This is a genomic window from Pseudomonas fluorescens (assembly GCF_001307275.1).
GTDB classification, from domain to species: domain Bacteria; phylum Pseudomonadota; class Gammaproteobacteria; order Pseudomonadales; family Pseudomonadaceae; genus Aquipseudomonas; species Aquipseudomonas fluorescens_AA.
Genome location: NZ_CP012831.1, coordinates 597,150 through 614,374, shown reverse-complemented (window position 1 = coordinate 614,374; position 17,225 = coordinate 597,150). Strand labels below are relative to the sequence as shown.

General features: G+C 63.7%; 11 protein-coding genes. 4 read left to right on the top strand and 7 right to left on the bottom strand.

The genetic code is table 11. The features are described 5' to 3' along the window. Window positions 1-10 precede the first annotated feature (10 nt). From AO356_RS02785 to AO356_RS02755, 7 genes are all read right to left on the bottom strand, one after another. Window positions 11-2,728 carry a nitrate reductase gene (locus AO356_RS02785; protein WP_060738487.1) on the bottom strand — a complete coding sequence of 906 codons (2,718 nt, stop codon included), beginning with the start codon at window positions 2,726-2,728 and terminating at the stop codon, window positions 11-13. Further along, window positions 2,728-3,045, bottom strand: coding sequence for a nitrite reductase small subunit NirD (nirD, locus tag AO356_RS02780; protein ID WP_018605256.1), 318 nt, complete (start codon window positions 3,043-3,045; stop codon window positions 2,728-2,730). The genes AO356_RS02785 and nirD overlap by 1 nt, the downstream gene beginning before the upstream one ends. Beyond that, a complete protein-coding gene (nirB, locus tag AO356_RS02775; protein ID WP_060738486.1) occupies window positions 3,042-5,495 on the bottom strand; it encodes a nitrite reductase large subunit NirB in 2,454 nt (817 codons plus the stop codon). The genes nirD and nirB overlap by 4 nt, the downstream gene beginning before the upstream one ends. A 427-nt stretch (window positions 5,496-5,922) precedes the next feature. Then, window positions 5,923-7,593, bottom strand: a complete 1,671-nt coding sequence (locus AO356_RS02770; RefSeq protein ID WP_060738485.1) for a bifunctional protein-serine/threonine kinase/phosphatase — start codon at window positions 7,591-7,593, stop codon at window positions 5,923-5,925. Window positions 7,594-7,602: 9 nt separating this feature from the next. Continuing rightward, window positions 7,603-8,814, bottom strand: coding sequence for a nitrate/nitrite transporter (locus AO356_RS02765; RefSeq protein ID WP_025212688.1), 1,212 nt, complete (start codon window positions 8,812-8,814; stop codon window positions 7,603-7,605). Window positions 8,815-9,585: 771 nt separating this feature from the next. Next, window positions 9,586-10,161 (bottom strand): ANTAR domain-containing response regulator, encoded by a 576-nt coding sequence (locus AO356_RS02760; RefSeq protein ID WP_060738484.1) that lies wholly within the window; start codon window positions 10,159-10,161, stop codon window positions 9,586-9,588. A 14-nt stretch (window positions 10,162-10,175) separates the two neighbouring features. Then, on the bottom strand, window positions 10,176-11,387 hold the full coding sequence (locus AO356_RS02755) for a CmpA/NrtA family ABC transporter substrate-binding protein (RefSeq protein WP_060738483.1): 1,212 nt from the start codon (window positions 11,385-11,387) through the stop codon (window positions 10,176-10,178). A 245-nt stretch (window positions 11,388-11,632) separates the two neighbouring features. Between AO356_RS02755 and AO356_RS02750 the strand changes: the two genes are divergently transcribed. Genes AO356_RS02750 through AO356_RS02735 form a run of 4 tightly spaced genes read left to right on the top strand, consistent with a single transcriptional unit; the run spans window position 11,633 to window position 17,209 of the window. Then, a complete protein-coding gene (locus tag AO356_RS02750; protein ID WP_060738482.1) occupies window positions 11,633-12,370 on the top strand; it encodes a helix-turn-helix domain-containing protein in 738 nt (245 codons plus the stop codon). Between the two features lie 4 nt (window positions 12,371-12,374). Beyond that, entirely contained in the window at window positions 12,375-14,030 is a 1,656-nt protein-coding gene (sctC, locus tag AO356_RS02745) for a type III secretion system outer membrane ring subunit SctC (protein WP_060738481.1), read from the top strand. Next, a complete protein-coding gene (gene sctW / locus AO356_RS02740) occupies window positions 14,027-15,133 on the top strand; it encodes a type III secretion system gatekeeper subunit SctW (protein WP_060738480.1) in 1,107 nt (368 codons plus the stop codon). The genes sctC and sctW overlap by 4 nt, the downstream gene beginning before the upstream one ends. A gap of 24 nt (window positions 15,134-15,157) precedes the next feature. Continuing rightward, window positions 15,158-17,209, top strand: a complete 2,052-nt coding sequence (locus AO356_RS02735; RefSeq protein WP_060738479.1) for an EscV/YscV/HrcV family type III secretion system export apparatus protein — start codon at window positions 15,158-15,160, stop codon at window positions 17,207-17,209. The last annotated feature ends 16 nt before the right edge of the window (window positions 17,210-17,225 follow it).

Genomic DNA, 17,225 nt, shown 5'->3' with positions numbered 1-17,225 from the left:
AGTGTTTTCCTCACGAGATAGCCGCCAGCGGTTGCGCAGTGGCAACCAGCAGGCGTTTGATTTCCGGTACGCAGGAACCGCATTGCGTGCCACAGCCCAATTCCTGTTTAAGCCCCTGCAAGTCCAAGCCACGTTCAATGCCTGCGCAGATCGCACGCTGGCTGACGTTCATGCAGTTGCACAGGGTTTTGCTGCCACCCGTTGCGGCGCCGACATTGCCTGGCGGCGCGCTCAAAGGCGCCAGCAGCCAGCGCCGCAGTTGTTCATCGGCACGGCCTTCGAGCCACAGGTTCTGCAGCCAGTGCCGAGCCAGGGTTTCGCCGGCCAGGCGAATGGCGGTTATGCGGCCGTTTTCGATGCGCACCCGTTTGCCGATGGCGCGACGCGGGTCGTCATAGGCCAGCACCGGCCCGTCGATCAGGCCCAATTGCTGGTCGATGGCCTGGAGCAGTTGCGGTTCGGGTGCAACGGCGCTGGCAGCGCGAATCAGCAACGCGGGACGCTCACGGCCGGTCAGGCTCAGGCTGACGTAGGAAAACGCCTCGCACAGGGGGCGCAGCGCCTCCAGATGCTGTTGAACATCGCCTTCGATCAAGGCGAAAAGCTGCCAAGGCAGGTTCACCGGCTCCAGGCGCACGCCGCTGTGCTTGAGTTCCGGTTGTTTCGACAAGGGGTCGAAAGCCGGTTGAGTCAGGGTATTCACGCCGCCCTTGAGGAATCGATCACCCCAGTGCATGGGCAGGAACGCTTGGCCGGGGCGCACGCTGTCGTCGCTGTCCACCGCCACGATCACGCTGCCGCGACGGCTCTTGAGGCTGACCAGGTCGCCCGCTTGCAGGCGATGCCGCTGCAGTTCATCGGGATGCAGGCTGAGTACGGCTTCGTTCACATGCCCAAACAGCTGCGCGGCGGTGCCGGTGCGGCTCATGCCGTGCCACTGGTCACGCAAGCGGCCAGTGTTGAGGGTCAATGGGTAGCGGGCGTCACGCAGTTCCTGGGCGGCGCGATAGGGATCGGCCACGAAGCGCGCTCGGCCACTGTCGGTCGGGAAAATCCCGTCCACGTACAGGCGCGCCGTCCCGACCGTGGCGCCATCCGGGAAGGGCCATTGCTGAGGGCCGAGGCGGTCGATCAGGGCATGGCTGATGCCGGACAAGTCCAGGTCGCGGCCACGGGTCAGTTGCTTGTATTCATCGAACAGTTGGGCCGGGGTGTCGAAGGCGAACAGGCTGGGTTGGCCTGGGCGCAGACGTTTCTCCAGGCGTTGTGCGAAATCCACTGTGATTGCCCAGTCCGGCCGTGCTTCACCCGGTGCGCCGATGGCCCGACGGACGTGGGAAATACGCCGTTCGGAGTTGGTCACCGAGCCTTCCTTCTCGCCCCAACTGGCTGCCGGCAGCAGCAGGTCGGCAAAGGCAGCGGTCTCGGTGGTCCGGAAGGCTTCCTGCAACACCACGAACGGGCAGGCTTGCAGGGCCTCGCGTACCGCTGTCTGGTCCGGCATCGACTGGGCCGGGTTGGTGCAGGCGATCCACAAGGCCTTGATCTTGCCGTTGCGCACCTGCTCGAACAGCTCGATGGCGCTCAAGCCGGTGGTGGCGGGCAATTGCTCGACGCCCCAGTAACGGGCGACGTCGGAGCGGTGCTCCGGGTTGGCCGCTTCGCGGTGGCCCGGCAACAGGTTCGACAGGCTGCCGGTTTCCCGTCCGCCCATGGCATTGGGTTGGCCGGTCAGTGAGAAGGGCCCAGCACCCGGCCGGCCGATTTGCCCGGTGGCCAGGTGCAGGTTGATCAACGCGCTGTTTTTCGCGCTGCCGGCGGTGGACTGGTTCAGGCCCATGCACCACAACGACAGGAAGCTCGGCGAGGTGCCGACCCATTCGGCGCACTGGTGCAGTTGTTCGACGCTGATGCCGCACAACTGGGCGACCATCGCCGGGGTGTAGTCGCGTACCAGGTTCTTCAGGTCCGCCAAACCTTCGGTGTGGGCGTTGATGAAGTCGCGGTCGACCCAGTCTTCCCACAGCAGCAGGTGCAAAATTCCATGGAACAAGGCGACATCGGTGCCCGGCAGGATCGCCAGGTGCAGGTCCGCCAGGTCGCAGGTGTCGGTGCGCCGGGGATCGATGACGATGATTTTCATCTGCGGCCGGCGGGATTTGGCTTCTTCGAGGCGGCGAAAGAGGATGGGATGGGCGTAGGCCATGTTACTGCCGACGATCATCACGCAGTCGCTCAGCTCCAGGTCTTCATAGCTGCAGGGCGGGGCGTCGGCGCCGAGGCTGCGTTTGTAGCCCACCACGGCGGAGGACATGCACAGCCGGGAATTGCTGTCGATGTTGTTGGTGCCCACCAATGCCCGGGCGAGTTTGTTGAAGGCGTAGTAATCCTCGGTCAGTAACTGGCCGGAGATGTAGAACGCCACGCTGTCGGGGCCGTGTTCGGCGATGGTCGCCGCGAAGACGCTGGCGGCGTGATCCAGGGCGCTGTCCCAGTCGGTACGGGCCCGGGCCAGGCCTTTGCCCAGGCGCAGTTCCGGGTACAGGGCGCGGGCGGCGAGGTCGCCGGTCAGGTGCAGGGTGGACCCCTTGCTGCACAGTTTGCCGAAGTTGGCCGGGTGGGCGGGATCGCCGCTGACGCCGAGGATGCGCTCGTCGTCATGCTCGATCAGGACGCCGCAACCGACCCCGCAATAACAGCAGGTCGAGGCAGTGATCTGGCGGTTCATCAGCTTGCGTCCCGCAGGGCCAACTGCACCCGGCCGTTTTCCACCCGGGCCGAATGATGATGGGCGCAGCCCACGTCGGGGGCTTGGGCCTGGCCGCTTTCCAGGTCGATCTGCCAGTTGTGCAGCGGGCAGGCCACGCGCTTGCCGTAGACCAAGCCTTGGGACAACGGGCCGCCCTTGTGCGGGCAACGGTCATCGAGGGCGAACACTTCATCGTCGCTGGTGCGGAAAATCGCGATATCGCCTTTGGGGCCATTGATGATGCGCGAACCGAGGATATTGATCTCTTCCAGTGCGCAGATATCCAACCAGTTCATGCCGGCACCTCCAGGTTTTTCACAGGGATGACCTCGAATTCTTTCTTCAACTGAGGCTGTTCCAGGCGTTGCTTCCAAGGGTCCTGTTCCAGCGACAGGGAAAACTTCAGGCGTTCGTGGAGGGCCTTGCGCCGCTCGGGGTCTTCCAGCACGGCTTTCTTGATGTGCTCCATGCCAACTCGCTGCATGTAATGCACAGTGCGTTCGAGGTAGAAGGCTTCCTCGCGGTACAACTGCAGGAAGGCGCCGTTGTATTCACGCACTTCTTCAGCGGTCTTGAGCTTGACGAAGAATTCGGCGACCTCGGTCTTGATCCCGCCGTTGCCACCGATGTACATCTCCCAGCCGGAGTCGACGCCAATGATCCCGACGTCCTTGATCCCGGCTTCCGAGCAGTTGCGTGGGCAACCGGAGACGGCCAGCTTGACCTTGTGGGGGGACCACATGTTGAACAGGTCGTGTTCCAGCTCGATGCCCAGTTGCGTCGAGTTCTGCGTGCCGAAGCGGCAGAACTCGCTGCCCACGCAGGTCTTCACGGTGCGGATGGATTTGCCGTAGGCGTGGCCGGACGGCATGTCGAGGTCTTTCCAGACGCCGGGCAGGTCCTGCTTCTTGATCCCCAGCAGGTCGATACGCTGGCCGCCGGTGACCTTGACCATGGGTACGTTGTACTTGTCGGCCACGTCGGCGATGCGCCGCAGTTCCGAAGGATTGGTCACGCCGCCCCACATCCGCGGAACCACGGAGTAGGTGCCGTCTTTCTGGATGTTGGCGTGGGCGCGTTCGTTGATCAGGCGCGACTGCGGGTCGTCCTGGGCTTCGCCGGGCCAGGTGGAGATCAGGTAGTAGTTCAGCGCCGGGCGGCAAGTGGCGCAGCCGTTCGGGGTGCGCCAGTTCAGGTAGCTCATGGCCCCGGCGATGGTCAGCAGGTGCTGGTCGCGGATCGCCTGGCGGATCTGGCCGTGGTTGAGGTCGCTGCAACCGCAGATGGCTTTTTCGCTCTTGGGTTTGACGTCCGCCGCGCCGCCGACGGTGTTGATCAGGATCTGCTCCACCAGGCCGGCGCAGGAGCCGCAGGAGCTGGCGGCCTTGGTGTGTTTTTTCACGTCATCGACGCTGAACAGCCCGTGCTCCTGGATCGCCTTGACGATGGCGCCCTTGCACACGCCGTTGCAGCCGCAGACTTCGGCGCTGTCGGCCATGCTCATGGCTTTGTCCTGGCCTTGGTGGCCGACGTCGCCCAAGGCGTTTTCGCCGAACATCAGGTGATCGCGGATCTCGCTGATGCCGTGGTTTTCACGGATCTGGCGGAAGTACCAGCCGCCGTCCGCCGTATCGCCATACAGGCAGGCACCGACCAGCACGTCGTCCTTGATCACCAGTTTTTTGTAGACGCCGCCGATGGGGTCGGAAAGGGTGATGGTCTCGGTGCCTTCGCCGCCCATGAAGTCGCCGGCGGAGAACAGGTCGATGCCGGTGACTTTCAACTTGGTCGACGTGACCGAGCCCTTGTAAGTGGCGAAGCCCAGTTGGGCGAGGTGGTTGGCGCAGACCTTGGCCTGTTCGAACAGCGGTGCGACCAAACCGTAGGCAGTGCCGCGGTGGTTGGCGCATTCACCGATGGCGTAGATGCGCGGGTCGTAGGTTTGCATCGTGTCGTTGACCAGGATCCCACGGTTGCACGGGATGCCGGATTTTTCCGCCAGCGCGGTGTTGGGGCGGATGCCGGCGGCCATCACCACCAGATCGGCGGGGATGATGTCGCCGTTCTTGAACTGCACCGAGCCGACCCGGCCATTGCCGGCGTCGTGCAAGGCCTGGGTCTGCTCGCTGAGGCGGAACTTCAGGCCCCGGTTTTCCAGGGCGGTCTGCAGCAATTGGCCGCTGGTCTTGTCCAGTTGCCGTTCCAGCAACCATTCGCCCAGGTGCACCACGGTCACGTCCATGCCCCGCAGCTTCAAGCCATTGGCGGCTTCCAGGCCCAGCAGGCCGCCACCGATGACCACGGCGTGCTTGTGGGTCTTGGCGGTGTCGATCATCGCCTGGGTGTCGGCGATGTCGCGGTAGCCGATCACGCCGTCCAGGGTATTGCCGGGGATCGGCAGGATGAACGGGGTGGAGCCGGTGGCGATGAGCAGGCGGTCGTATTCGGCTTCGCTGCCGTCTTCGGCGATGACCCGGCGCTTGACCCGGTCGATCTCCACCACTTTGCGGTTGAGCAGCAGCTTGATGTTGTTGTCCAGGTACCAGCTCAGGTCGTTGAGCACGATCTCTTCGAATGTCTGCTCACCGGCCAGCACCGGCGAGAGCAGGATGCGGTTGTAGTTGGTGTGGGGCTCGGCGCCGAACACCGTGATGTCGTACAGCTCGTTGCTCAGCTTGAGCAGTTCCTCGAGGGTTCGAACCCCGGCCATGCCGTTGCCGATCATTACCAGTTTGAGTTTTTTCATCAGGGTTCTCCGCAAGCCAGGCCCGTTTCATCACGGCGATCGGACTGGCTCGGCAATTTTTACGAAAACAAAAAAAGGCGTCCCGCTAGCAAGCTAGCGAGGACGCCTTTGTCCTGGTCCCGTTCTCTCGGGAAGCACCGCCTTCATCGTTGGAGGCGTTGCTTTATGTATGGTGAGAGAGGTTATGCAGTGGTTGTGCCAAGTGGCTGGAAGGCGCGGATTTATTGAGGGGGGAAGGCGTGTGAATGGAGTTGAAGAGGATTTATTGCACCGAATCAAAGCGGGTTGCCCGGTAATGGAGCGTCTTGCAGGAGCAGTTGTATGGACGATCAGGCCGCCATCGCGAGCAAGCTCGCTCCCACACTGGATCTGCGGTGGATGCAAAACCTGTGGGAGCGAGCTTGCTCGCGATAGGCGCGACCGGATCTCAGCTATGAAACACTAAAAACAGCAGCACAACATTCACCACCAACGACACCAGCGCCAACGTCCGCCAGACCTTCAGCGGTTCGCGCTCCAGCAATGGCCTGGGCCTTACGCTCAAGCTGCGGCGCTCGCCCTGTTCCAGCAGCAATAACCACTCTTCGGCGGTTTCAAAGCGCTGGCCCGGGTCCGCCGCGACGGCGCGTTCCAGGCTTTGCCCGAGCCATTCGGGCAGGTCCGGCCGATAGCGGCTGGCACTGACCGGCACACCGAAACGCGGGCGCTGGAAGGCTTCGATCTCGCCGTAGGGATAATGCCCGGTCAGCAGGAAATACACGGTCACGCCGACGGCATACAAATCCTGTTGGGCCGTGGGCGCGGTGCCGCCGAAGGCTTCCGGGGCGATGTAGCTGGGGGTGCCGGGCAACACGTTGGCCTGGTCTTCGGACAGGCCCGGGCAGTACGCCAACCCAAAATCCAGCAAGCGCAATTCCCCGTCGTCGCCCAGGTGCAGGTTTTCCGGCTTGATGTCGCGGTGGTAGATCTGCCTTCGATGCAACAGGCCCACGGCCCGCACCAGCCGTTGCGCCAGGTCCAGCCATTGCGCCAGAGGCAGCGGTCCACCCTGGTTGAACAGTTCGGCCAGGGTCGCCCCCGGATACTCCCGCATCACATAGTACAAGTGCTGCCGCTGGGGAACGCCATGGACCTCGGGAAACTGTCGTCCGGCGACCCGCTTGAGAAACCATTCTTCCGAGAGCAAGGCCTGTCCGGCCCGGCTGTCGTCCCGTAGCTGCACGGGCAGGGTTTTCAGCAGCCAGGGTTGGCCTTGGCCGTCGTGTACCCGGTAGAGCAACGATTGCTGGCTGTGGCCGAGCAGGCTTTCGATCTGCCAACCCTCGAAGACCTGGCCCGGTTTCAGCGCCGGCGGCAGGGGCCATTGCTGCAACTGGATCAGGGCATCGCCGATGCTGGCTTCGCCCACCGCATCGACCCGCACCAACAAGGCGCTGGCGTTGTCCTGGCTACCGGCCAGGTGCGCGGCGTTGACCAGGGTCTGGGCGGCGAGGTCCAGGTCCGGTTGGTCCCGAAGAATGCCGGCGATGGCCGTGTCCCCCAAGACCGCCCAGACGCCGTCGCTGAGCAATACGAAAGTTTCGTCGATGCGCAGTTCACCGTCGAGAAAGTCGAGGATCAGGTGTTGATCCAGGCCCAGGGCGCGCTTGAGCACATGTTGCATGCCCTGCTGTTCCCAGACGTGATCCTCGCTGACCCGTTGCAGATGATCGGCGTGCCAGCGGTAGACCCGGCAATCGCCGACATGCGCGAGGGTGAAGCGCCGGCCTCGCAGGACCAGGGCACTGACGGTGGTGAGCAGCGGTTGCCCGCCACCGTTGGCCTGCAGCCAACGATTCTGTGCCAGCAACAGCCGGTCCAGGGCCTGGGCCACGCCCCAGGTTTGTGGCGTGGAATAGTAGTCCAGGGCCAGGGCCTGCAAGGTCGAACGGGCGGCCAGCCCGCCATCGGCGCATTGGCTCACGCCGTCGGCGATGGCGAACAGGTAACCCTTGCTGGCGGCCAGGGCCGGGGCGGGGGTGACCAGGCGCAGGGCGTCCTGGTTTTCCTCCCGCGGGCCAATGGCACTGGCTTCGGCGAAGCTCAATTGCAGGCTCATGGTTGCAGGTTATACCCGAGCAGCGGTGACGGCGGCCGAACCCCAAGTGGTTCTCCAGCGACGCTTGACGCCGTGCAGGCCGAACCAGGCCAGGACACCGAGGCTGGCGAACAACCACAGCGCCAGTTGATAGCTGCCGGTGCTTTGCTTGATCGCCCCCATGCCCGCCGCCAGGGCGAAGCCACCGATGCCGCCGGCCATGCCGATCAGCCCGGTCATCACGCCGATTTCGCGACGGAAGCGTTGTGGCACCAGTTGGAACACCGCGCCGTTACCCGCACCCAAACCGAGCATGGTGCAGACGAACAGGGCCAGGGCCGCATAGGAGCTCGGCAGGTTGAAGCCCACCGCCGCGATGCAGACCGCCGCTACGGTGTACATGCCCAGCAAGGTGCGGATGCCGCCGAAACGGTCCGCCAGGGCACCGCCCAAGGGCCGCATCAGGCTGCCACCGAAGACGCAGGCGGCGGTGTAGTAGCCGGCGGTGACCGGGCTCAGGCCGTATTGGTCGTTGAAATAGCCGGGCAGGGCGCTGGCCAGGCCGATGAAACCGCCGAAGGTCACGCTGTAGAAGAACATGAACCACCAGCTGTCACGATCGCCCAGGGCCTTGAGGTAGTCGGCCATGGATTTGGCTTTCGGCCGCTCGGGGGCGTTCTTGGCCAGCCAGGCGAAGAGCACCAGGGTCAGCACCAGGGGGATCAGCGCGAAGCCGAACACATTGGTCCAGCCGAAGGCCACCGCCATCACTGGAGCGATCAACGCTGCGAGCACGGTGCCCGAGTTACCGGCGCCAGCGATGCCCATGGCCTTGCCCTGGTGCTGTGGCGGATACCACTGGGACGCCAGCGGCAGGGCCACGGCGAACGACGCGCCGGCCACGCCCAGGAACAAGCCCAGCAACAAGGCTTGCTCGTAGCTGTGGATGCCCAGTTTCCAGGCGCAGAACAGCGCACCGATCACAATCACCTGGCCGACCATGCCGGCGGTCTTCGGTGAAATCCGGTCGGCCAGCAGGCCCATGAACAGGCGCAGTACGGCACCGGCCAGGATCGGCGTCGCCACCATCAGGCCGCGTTGTTGGGTGGTCAGGTGCAGGTCGGCGGAGATCTGCACCGCCAGTGGGCCGAGCAGGTACCAGACCATGAAACTCAGGTCGAAGTAGAGGAAGGCCGCGAACAGTGTCGGGGTGTGGCCGGATTTCCAGAAGCTTGAATTCATCGCGCACCTCAGCTGTAAAAGTCTCGAGAAATGAGTCAGTGCTTAGAGCAGTGCGCCGTCTGTGGTCGCACCACCGGCTCCGAAGAGCCAAAACAAAAAAACGCCGCAACCCGGATCGCCAGAGAGGCAAGGAGGGTGTGCGACGTCTTTGTCGTAGGTGGGGCAACCGCCGTTGGTTACCTGTGGGTTTGTTTAAGCGAGATCTGTGCCAACAGTAGGGATTGGCGTGAGGGCTATCGCGAGCAGGCTCGCTCCCACAATGGATTTGCGGTGTCCACAGAAGCTGCGGTCACCCTCGGATCTTGTGGGAGCGAGCCTGCTCGCGATAGCGGTAGGTCAGTCAAAGGTGATGTTGAATGCAGGGCCGCCATCGCGAGCAAGCTCGGCTCCCACAGTTGGTTGGGGGGTGTTCGCAAATATTGTGTTCACCCCTGGACCTGTGGGAGCCGAGCTTGCTCGCGATGGCGCCAGGCCAGGCGCTACAAGGCTTTCAGCCGGGCAACTCGTTCATGGCAATGATCTCCCACAGTTGGTTGGGGGGGGGGGGGGGGGGGGGGTGTTCGCAAATATTGTGTTCACCCCTGGACCTGTGGGAGCGAGCTTGCTCGCGATGGCGCCAGGCCAGGCGCCACAAGGCTTTCAGCCGAGCAACTCGTTCATGGCAATGATCTCCCACAGTTGGTTGGGGGTGTTCGCAAATATTGTGTTCACCCCTGGACCTGTGGGAGCGAGCTTGCTCGCGATAGCGCCAGGCCAGGCGCTACAAGGCTTTCAGCCGAGCAACTCGTTCATGGCAATGATCTGCTCCGCCACCTGGATCAGCTTCTGCTGGCGGCTCATGGCCTGGCGGCGCATCAGGGTGTAGGCCTGCTCTTCGTTGCAGTCCTTCATCTTCATCAGCATGCCCTTGGCCAGTTCGATGCGCTTGCGTTCGGCCAGTTGCTGGTCCCGGGCCAGGAGTTGGGCGCGCAGGGCCTGGTCGCTTTCGAAGCGGGCCATGGCCACGTCGAGGATCGGCTGCAGGCGCGCGGCGTGGATGCCTTCGACGATATAGGCACTGACGCCCGACTTGATCGCCTGGCGCATCACATTGGGGTCGTGCTCGTCGGTAAACATGACGATCGGTCGTGGTTGGTCACGACTGACCAGCACCACTTGCTCCATCACATCGCGTCCGGGTGACTCGGTATCGATCAGGATCACATCCGGACGCACCGTTTCGACGCGCGCCGGCAGGTCGATGGTCAGGCCGGATTCGTCGATCACTTCGAAGCCGGCTTCAATCAGGGCGGCCTTGAGGCGGCCGACTTTTTTCGCGGTGTCGTTGATCAGCAGGATACGCAGCATGGTCGTGGCTCCTGTCAGCGGCTGGCGAGAAGGGGAGCCGCATCGCTCAAGGCGTGCAGTTTGAAGCTGCGGGCGTACCCGGCCGGGTCCGAGCCGTCCCAGGTAATGCCGTCGATCAGTTGGCTGCTGCGCATGTCCTGGCCCGGGGACGCGATGTCCAGCGCCGCACAGGCTTCACGGTACAACGTGAGCTGCTGGACGTCCCGGGCCACGGCCAGGTAATCCGGGTCTTCGCGCAGCAGGCCCCAGCGACGGAACTGGGTCATGAACCACATGCCGTCGGACAGGTATGGCAGGTTCACCTCGCCATTGCCGTGGAAACGCATGGCGTGGGGATCTTGCCAACTGTTGCCCAAGCCATCGGCGTAGATCCCCAGCAGGCGCGGCTCGATGCAGTCCAGCGGGGCGTCGAGGTATTCGGGGGCGCTCAACAGTTGCGCGGTGCTGCGACGGTTTTCGCTGTTTTGTTCGATGAAGCGGCTGGCTTCGAGGATCGCCATCACCAAGGCCCGGGCGGTATTGGGGTATTGCTCGACGAACGCCCGGGTGCAGCCCAGGACTTTTTCCGGGTGGTCGGGCCAGATGGTCTGGGTGGTCGCCAGGGTAAAACCGAGGTTCTGCTTCACCGCGCTGGCGCACCACGGCTCGCCGACACAAAAGCCGTCGATGCGCCCGGCTTGCAGGTGCGCAATCATTTGCGGCGGCGGCACCACCACGCTGTCGACGTCCGACAAGGGGTGGATGCCCTGGGCGGCGAGCCAGTAATAGAGCCACATGGCGTGGGTGCCGGTGGGGAAGGTCTGGGCGAAGGTCAGTTTCGGGCGAGTTTGGTGCACGTGCCGTTCCAGTGCTTCAGGACTGGTCACGCCCTGGGCCTGCAAGCCATGGGACAGGTTGATGCTCTGGCCGTTCTGGTTCAGCCCCATCAGCACCGCCATGTCGGTCGGTGCGACCCCGCCGATGCCCAGGTGCACGGCGTAGACCAGGCCATACAGGCTGTGGGCGGCATCGATTTCACCGCTGACCAGTTTGTCCCGCAGGTTGGCCCAGGATGCCTGGCGCTTGAGGTTCAGGGTCAGGCCGTAGGGTTGGGCGAAGCCCTGGGTGGCGGCGACCACCACTGGGGCGCAGTCGCTCAAGGCCATGAAACCGAGGTTGACCGCGCTCTTTTCCGGGGCATCGCTGCCATTGACCCAGGCCAGGGGGTTGGCTGGAACTTCATTCATCGCGCTTCACCTTTACACATAAAAAAAGCGCCGTGTCCGAGCCAATTGCCAGAGCCGGGCTGGAGACGCCGCCGTTGTCCCTTTAATCAGTCTGGCACTCATTTGGCCATCGGCATGGGCGCCGATGAACAGTAATGGTGCAAGGCATATGCCAGCCCGGCCCTCATCACCTTTCCATCAAGATTCCCGGCGTCGGGTCTTTCATCCTGTCGTTCCTTCCAACGCCACGTCGCAAAGGAGACGGTATGCAGGACAAATCAATTCGCGCCACGGCCTTGCCTGATCTGGGCGAACGCGTGCTGCACCTGCGCGTGGCCCAGTCCCCGGTTCAGCTCAATGCTGCACAGTTGGGCCGCAGTCACTGCCTGCCCGTCGGTTGGGAGGGTTTGGTGGTGCAGAGCGATTCGCTGCGCTTCAGTGGCGGCAAGTTGCATGTCACCCCGGTGTGCGAAGCGACGCTGGTCAAGCTGCAGGCGTTCCTGGATATGAGCGATGCCCTGGTGGATGTCGGGCAACGGCTGGACGCGCTGCCATGGGCCTTGTTGCCGGTGGCCGGCGAAACCGTCCGCTCGCCCCAACGGCTCGAACGCTGGTACATCGGGCAAGCGATGGACGGCACCGTGGCCTATCACGCTGTCGCTCGCCTGTTGCGGCATCACGAGAGCTACGGGCTCGTGCGTTTTTTGCTGGAGCAAGGTACTCGCAGTGAAAAGCTGACCACGCTGGCGCAGCGTTATGGCGTGTCGGTTTCGCATTTTCGCCGGCTCTGCCACCAGGCCCTGGGCAGCGCGGCCAAGCCGGCCTTGCGCGGTTGGCGCACGGCCCAGGCGTTGCTAAACATGAGCCTTGGGGACGGCTCGCTGACCGATGTCGCGCTGGAGTTCGGCTTCGCCTCTTCGTCACATTTCTCCAAGGAGATTCGCGAGCTGGTGGGTTTTACCCCCAGCAGCCTGGCCGATATCACCTACCTGCCAGGCAAGTGAATCGATGATCCCTCGTTCGTTATCCCGGGTCCTGTTATTCCTCTGCTTGAACGGCGCGTGGCTGCTGGCACCCGTTGCCGCGGCCGCCAATGTCTATACCTTCGAGGCCCGGGAACAGAGCGCACGCACGTTTTTCAGCGAGTTGTCCGGGTCCTTGGGCAAACCGGTCATCGTCAGCAAGGCCGCAGCGGCCAAGCGCATTGGCGGGACGTTCGATCTGCGCACGCCGCAACGGACGTTCGAGCGAGTCAGCGCGCAGATGGGGTTGATCTGGTACAGCGATGGCCAGGCGATCTACCTGTATGACGCCTCGGAAATCAAGAGCGCGATGATGTCGTTGCAGACCTTGACCGTCGCCAAGCTCCAGGCGTTCCTCGGGCGTTCGGGCTTGCACGATGGGCGTTATCCGTTGCGCCACGACGGGCTGCGGACGTTCCATGTGTCGGGTCCGCCGATGTACGTCGACCTGGTGGTGCAGGCGGCCGGGTTGATGGACAACCAGCGCTCGGAACTGCTGCTGGGCAAGCAACAGATTGGCGTCATCCATGTGCGCAACACCTTCGTCAGCGACCGCCAATATGAGCTGCGCGACGACAAGGTGACCATCCCCGGGCTGGCCACCGTGATCGAAGCGTTGTTGCGCGGCGAGCAGCAACAGGTCGAGCCGTCGGTGGCGCAAACCCCCGAACCGCGACCGCGGGGGACGATGCCGGTGTTTCCCCTCGAAGGCCTGGCGAACACCTCTTCGGACCAGGACCCGACGGCCCCACGCATCATTGCCCGCGAGGTGGCCGCCGGCAACATTCGGGTGGTGGCCTACCCGGATACCAACAGCCTGCTGGTCAAGGGGCTGCCGGAGCAGGTGCGTTTCATCGAGAACCTGGTCAATGCCCTCGACACGCCGAAACGCCACGTCGAGTTGTCGCTGTGGATCATCGACCTGCACAAGGATGAGCTCAACCAGTTGGGCATCAACTGGCAGGGCGCGGTGAAGTCTGGCGGGCAGTTCAGCGCCTCGCTCAACGCCGGCTCGGCCACCACCCTCGACGGCGCCTCGTTCGTGACCCAGGTCATGGCGCTGGAACGTACCCACCGGGCGAACGTGGTCTCGCGACCGGTGATCCTGACGCAGGAAAACGTGCCGGCGATCTTCGACAACAACCGCACGTTCTACGCCCCACTGGTGGGGGAGCGCAGTGTCGATCTGCAGCACATCACCTACGGCACCCTGGTCAACGTGCTGCCGCGTTTCGCCCAGGCCGACGAGATCGAGATGTCGCTCAATATCGAGGACGGCAACGAAGTCGAGAATCCCGGCCGGGGTGAGCAGCCCAGTGCGTTGCCGACGGTCGGGCGTACCCGTATCAGTACCGTGGCGCGGGTGCCACAGGGCAAGAGCCTGCTGGTGGGCGGCTTCACCCGTGACGATCACGGCGAGCAGATCGGCCGCGTGCCGGTGCTGGGGTCGATTCCGTGGATCGGCCGTTTGTTCAGCTATCGCCAGGGCCGCTCGGCCAACACGGTGCGGGTGTTTCTGATCCAGCCCAAGGAGATCCGCGACGCCCTTGAATCCGCCACGGTGGAGTTGGGCATGCCGTTGCTGACCCCTGAGCAGCACGAGCGCGTGCGGCGAATGTACTTCCGGATGTCCGAGCAATGATCCTGCCACCGGTTTCCATGGGCGGCCGGGCCGCCCAGGCCCGGTTGAATGCCGAGAAGGCCGCCGAGCATCCACAACCGCAAGTCGACGCCGAGGCGACGCTGGACGACAGCGCGACGGCGGCCGTGGCGCAGCGCATCGTGCAGATCAGCGACGAGTTGTCGGCGGCGCTGACGCAGTTCCGTGCCCGACGGTTGTTCGAACTCAAGTCCGAAACCCTGACTGACACCTTCGAACGCGTGCTGGAGGACGACACCGTGCCCAAGGCCGGGCAGGTGCTGAGCCTGGCGCGGCTGGCGGACAAGCCCGTGGCCTGGTTGCTGCAGATGGCGCGCCGCCTGTTCCCCGATGACAGCGACCTGGCGCTGGTGCTGCGGGCGTTGTTGCGCCGCCGCAACCTGGAAACCCACACCCGCCAGCGCCTCGAAACGCTCTTGCAGACGGTGGTTGCCCAAGGCTCTCCCAAACGCATGAACGCCGGGATCAACGCCGCGCTCAAGGCCAGGATGTTCGGCAAGAGCATGGCCGTCAGGGCCGGGCTGTTGCGCGAGACCTACCGGGATTTTCTCGAGTCTGACGAAGGCCCGCTCGGTTGCTACCAGGACTGGATCGCCCTGTATGGCCCGGCACAGCGCATGAATGTGCTGGCCTTCATCGAAGCCGCGTTGCTGACTGACATCAGCGCCCAGGACCCCAGTTGCTCGCGCCTCGAGTTCGGCCAATTGCTGACCCGGGTGACCGACCTGAAGCGCTTGCGTTCGGCCGATGGGCTGTTTATCGGCGCCGTGCTCGGCGATGCACTGATCTGTCGGCACAACCCCCATGAGGCCGAATGGCTGGTGTTCCTGCTCGGCGTGTTGACCTACCCCGACGACCTCGACCAGCTGCTGCTCGGGGCGTTGGGCGAGCCGGTGCTGCTCAGTGCCCACCGCGAGCGTTCGACGTTGCTGCAAACCCTGCGGCGGCTCAGCCTGCAATTGCCGCCGCCATTGTTTGCCGATGAAGAGGCGCCACAACGCCTGGCCATTCAGTTCACCCGCCTGGCCGACGTCGCCTATGCCCATGAATGCATCGAACAGCGCCAGTGCGGCGGTCAGCCATGATCTTGTCGCGGAGCCAGGCCTGAAATGCTCAATGTGTTCCTGCGAAGTGTCGGCGCGCGTCCGGAGCTGCTGATCCTGACCTTGATGGTGATGATCATCGCCATGCTGATCATCCCCCTGCCGACGGTGCTGGTGGATTTTCTCATCGGCCTGAACATCGTCATCTCGTTGTTGGTGTTCATGGGCTCGTTCTACATCGAGCGCATCCTCAGCTATTCGACGTTCCCGGCGCTGCTGCTGTTGACGACCTTGTTTCGCCTGGCCCTGTCGATCAGCACCAGCCGGCTGATTCTCAGCCAGGCCGACGCCGGCGAGATCATCGCCTCCTTCGGTGACTTCGTGATCGGCGAAAGCCTGGTGGTGGGCTTCGTGATTTTTTCCATCGTCACCATTGTCCAGTTCATCGTGATTACCAAAGGCTCGGAGCGGGTGGCCGAAGTGGCGGCGCGCTTCTCCCTGGACGGCATGCCCGGCAAGCAAATGAGCATCGACGGCGACCTCAAGGCCGGCGCCATCGATGCGGCCCAGGCGCGGGAAAAACGCAGCGTGCTGGAACGTGAAAGCCAACTGTACGGTTCTTTCGACGGGGCGATGAAATTCATCAAGGGCGATGCCATCGCCGGCATCATCATTATCTTCGTCAACTTCATCGGCGGCATGGCCATCGGCGTCGGGCAACTAGGCATGGACCTGTCCACGGCCCTGTCGACCTACACCCTGTTGACCATCGGCGATGGCCTGGTCGCCCAGATCCCCGCGCTGCTGATCGCCATCGGCGCCGGTTTCATCGTCACCCGCGTCAACGGCGATGACAGCAACCTGGGGCGCAACATGCTCACCCAGATGCTGGGCAACCCGTTCGTCCTGGGCGTCACCGCGTTGCTGGCGGTGGGCGTGGGCCTGTTGCCCGGTTTTCCACTGCCGACATTTCTCTCGATCGCCGCGGTGCTGGGGCTGGTGGTGTTCGTGCGCCATCGCCGCGCCTCGCGCCCGGCTGGATCGGGGGAAAGCCGCAGCGAACCTGTCGAGGCCGGCGCGGGGCCGGGGGCGTCGGGATTGATCGATGACGTCGACAACGTTGCGACCGAAACCATCGCCCTGATGCTGCTGGTGCCCCCGGCGCACCTGCAAGCGTTGGAGAAGAATCGTTGGGCGGCGCGCTTTCGCAGCCAGTTTTTCGTCGATTACGGGTTGCGCATTCCCGAACCGCGGCTGCGGGCCAGCGAGGTGCTGCCGGTCCATCAAGTGGCGGTGCTGATCAATGAAGTGCGCGCCGAGCAGTTCGATATTCATTTCGATCACTGGCGCCTGCTGGATTACTCCCCCGAATTGGAACCGTTGGGCTTTGCCCTGGTGCGCGGCACCGACAGCAATCGCCTGGGCGGCGTCTGGGTTACGGCCACCGACCGGGAGCGGGTGCAGCAGTTGGGTTATCACCTGCGGCCTGCCGACGAAGAGTGTTATCGCTGCCTGGTCACGTTGCTGGCGCGCAACATCCAGGAGTTTTTCGGCGTGCAGGAAACCAAGCAGTTGCTCGACGAAATGGAAGCGCGTTACCCCGACCTGCTCAAGGAAGTCTATCGCCACGTCACGGTGCAGAAGATCGCCGAGGTGCTGCAACGCTTGATCGGCGAGCGGATCTCCGTGCGCAACATGAAGCTCATCCTCGAATCCCTCGCCCATTGGGCCTCCCGGGAAAAGGATGTGCTGGCGCTGGTGGAGCACGTTCGCGGCGCGATGGCTCGCTACATCAGCAACAAGTTCGCCCAGGGCAACGACCTGCGGGTGTTGCTGTTGTCGGCGGAGTTCGAGGACGTGGTCCGCCGGGGCATCCGACAAACCTCGGGCGGCAATTTCCTCAACCTGGAGCCGGCCGACTCGGAAGAGCTGATGGACCGTCTCAGTGTCGGCCTGGACAGCGTGCACATCGCCCACAAGGACATGGTGCTGCTGTGTTCGGTCGACGTGCGGCGCTACATCAAGAAACTGATCGAGGGACGTTTCCGGGAGCTGGACGTCATGTCGTTCGGCGAGGTTTCCGAGAATGTCTCGGTCAATGTCATCAAGACGCTTTGAGGAGATCTGCCCCATG

What these genes read in the sequence shown, in the direction of transcription:
- AO356_RS02785 (WP_060738487.1), bottom strand. Translation starts at nt 2,728, where the DNA reads ATGAACCGCCAGATCACTGCCTCGACCTGCTGTTATTGCGGGGTCGGT.
- nirD (WP_018605256.1), bottom strand. Translation starts at nt 3,045, where the DNA reads ATGAACTGGTTGGATATCTGCGCACTGGAAGAGATCAATATCCTCGGT.
- nirB (WP_060738486.1), bottom strand. Translation starts at nt 5,495, where the DNA reads ATGAAAAAACTCAAACTGGTAATGATCGGCAACGGCATGGCCGGGGTT.
- AO356_RS02770 (WP_060738485.1), bottom strand. Translation starts at nt 7,593, where the DNA reads ATGAGCCTGCAATTGAGCTTCGCCGAAGCCAGTGCCATTGGCCCGCGG.
- AO356_RS02765 (WP_025212688.1), bottom strand. Translation starts at nt 8,814, where the DNA reads ATGAATTCAAGCTTCTGGAAATCCGGCCACACCCCGACACTGTTCGCG.
- AO356_RS02760 (WP_060738484.1), bottom strand. Translation starts at nt 10,161, where the DNA reads ATGCTGCGTATCCTGCTGATCAACGACACCGCGAAAAAAGTCGGCCGC.
- AO356_RS02755 (WP_060738483.1), bottom strand. Translation starts at nt 11,387, where the DNA reads ATGAATGAAGTTCCAGCCAACCCCCTGGCCTGGGTCAATGGCAGCGAT.
- AO356_RS02750 (WP_060738482.1), top strand. Translation starts at nt 11,633, where the DNA reads ATGCAGGACAAATCAATTCGCGCCACGGCCTTGCCTGATCTGGGCGAA.
- sctC (WP_060738481.1), top strand. Translation starts at nt 12,375, where the DNA reads ATGATCCCTCGTTCGTTATCCCGGGTCCTGTTATTCCTCTGCTTGAAC.
- sctW (WP_060738480.1), top strand. Translation starts at nt 14,027, where the DNA reads ATGATCCTGCCACCGGTTTCCATGGGCGGCCGGGCCGCCCAGGCCCGG.
- AO356_RS02735 (WP_060738479.1), top strand. Translation starts at nt 15,158, where the DNA reads ATGCTCAATGTGTTCCTGCGAAGTGTCGGCGCGCGTCCGGAGCTGCTG.